Origin of the sequence: Rothia santali, assembly GCF_024199905.1 — a bacterium.
In the GTDB taxonomy this organism is placed as follows: domain Bacteria; phylum Actinomycetota; class Actinomycetes; order Actinomycetales; family Micrococcaceae; genus Rothia; species Rothia santali.
Genome location: NZ_JANAFB010000082.1, coordinates 1 through 1,744, shown reverse-complemented (window position 1 = coordinate 1,744; position 1,744 = coordinate 1). Strand labels below are relative to the sequence as shown.

Here is a 1,744-nt window from a genome sequence, read left to right as displayed (position 1 = left end):
GCCCGCGTCGAGGTCTTCCCCGCCAGGCTGAAGAGGTAGGTGCGCTGGTCCTCGTCGAGCTGGAGGACCTCGGCCAGGGTGGTCAGCACCGCCGCGGAGGCGCGGATCCGCCCCTGCTCGAGGCGGGGGGGGTAGGCGGGGGTGGTCGAGGTCAGCTGTGCGACCTCCCCCCCCCCCCCCCCGGCGCCGCCGCGCCGCCCCGCCCCGCGTCCCCCGTCAGCAGCCGGTCCAGCGCCCAGAGGAAGGCCGCCAGCGTCTTGCCGGAGCCGGTGGGCGCCACCACGAGCGTGTGCTTCCCGGCCGAGATGGCCGACCACGCCTGGTCCTGCGCCGTCGTGGGCTGCGAGAAGGCGCCGACGAACCACTCGCGGGTGGCGGGGCTGAACTGTTCGATCGCGGACGACATGTCACCATTGTGCCGGGCGGCGGACCCGGCGGCACCCGATCCGGGCCCGTTGCGGCGGTGAGCGGAACGGCTTCCCCGGGCCCGGGAATACTCCCCGACCCCGATCCGTTTACCTGTAAAGCAATTCATCGAGCGAACGACAAGGAAGCGACACCCCATGACCGAACTCACCGTGGACACCCAGCTCAGCCCCGAGGACACCCGGACCCTCTTCGACGGTCGCACCGTGAGCGCCTTCGAGGACGTCGAGGTGACCGAGGAGCAGCTGCGCGGCATCTACGACCTGACCAAGATGGGCCCGACGGCCTTCAACTCCCAGCCCCTGCGCATCGTGTGGGTCCCCCGGGGCGAGGCCCGCGAGCGCCTGGTCTCGCACCTGTCCTCCGGGAACAAGGCCAAGTCCGAGGCCGCGCCGATGGTCGCGGTCCTCGCGGTGGACGAGACGTGGCACCACCGCTTCGCCGAGTTCCTCCCCGCCCGCCCCCAGATCGGCCAGATGTACCTGGACGACGCCGACTTCGCCGACGCCGCGGGCCGGGACAACGCCTTCATCCAGGTGGGGTACTTCATCATGGCCGTCCGCGCGATGGGCCTCGACGCCGGCCCCATGACCGGGTTCGACGCCGCGGGCCTGAACGCCGACCTGCTGGCCGACCAGGGGCTCCGCTCGCTGGTCGTGGTCAACATCGGCAAGGGCGTGGAGCCGGGGCACGGACGCGGCCCCCGCTTCACCTTCGAGGAGTCGACCCGCACCCTGTGAGGCCGCGTCGGCCTAGTAGCCCGCGCCCACCTGGCTGACGGAGAGCTGCTGCACCTCGGGGTTGGCGCACGCGCTCAGGGGGAAGGCGACCGTGAGCGACGAATCGTCGCCCGGCGCGGTCACCCGCAGGCCGGTGGCGTTCTGCTTCTGGCACGTCGCGCCGTAGAGGTCCGCCTGGGTGCTGCGCAGGGTGGCCTCGGCCGAGTCGCCCGGCTCGAGCGTCTGCGCCGAGCCCGAGAGGTCGCTGGCGGGCGCGGCGGCTGCGCCGATCGGGGCGTCGTCGGCGTTGACGAAGCTGACGCCGGGGTACCCGGAGATCGAGCACTCCGAGCCGCCGCCGTTGGTCATCACGATCGAGTAGTAGGTGGAGCCGGCCGCGCCCTCCTGGGACTCGACGGCGATGCGCAGGTCGGTGGTCGCGCACTCGGCCGCGGCGTCCGGCGGCGCGGCGGGAGCGGAGCCCGACGCCGTGGCCGAACCCGACGCCGTGGCAGAGCCAGACGGCGCGGACGAGCTCGAGGCAGTGGCCGAGCCGGACGGAGCGGCCGAGGGCGAGGCGGACGGGGACGCGCTCGACG

The 1,744-nt window shown here is 73.3% G+C and carries 2 protein-coding genes and 1 pseudogene; 1 reads left to right on the top strand and 2 read right to left on the bottom strand.

Going from position 1 to position 1,744, the window contains the following annotated elements; genetic code table 11:
* Window positions 1-178: 178 nt before the first annotated feature.
* Window positions 179-406, bottom strand: a pseudogene (locus NBM05_RS15245) (DEAD/DEAH box helicase); the annotation flags it as partial.
* A 157-nt stretch (window positions 407-563) separates the two neighbouring features.
* On the opposite strand from NBM05_RS15245, the gene NBM05_RS15240 reads away from it, so the two are divergent.
* The gene (locus tag NBM05_RS15240; RefSeq protein WP_254169184.1) at window positions 564-1,166 is read left to right on the top strand and encodes a malonic semialdehyde reductase; all 603 of its coding nucleotides are present in this window, start codon (window positions 564-566) and stop codon (window positions 1,164-1,166) included.
* A gap of 12 nt (window positions 1,167-1,178) precedes the next feature.
* Here NBM05_RS15240 and NBM05_RS15235 read toward each other — a convergent pair.
* Window positions 1,179-1,744, bottom strand: a 566-nt coding sequence (locus tag NBM05_RS15235) for a DUF4232 domain-containing protein (RefSeq protein WP_254169182.1), incomplete at its 5' end; no start/stop codon positions are given.

What these genes read in the sequence shown, in the direction of transcription:
- NBM05_RS15240 (WP_254169184.1), top strand. Translation starts at nt 564, where the DNA reads ATGACCGAACTCACCGTGGACACCCAGCTCAGCCCCGAGGACACCCGG.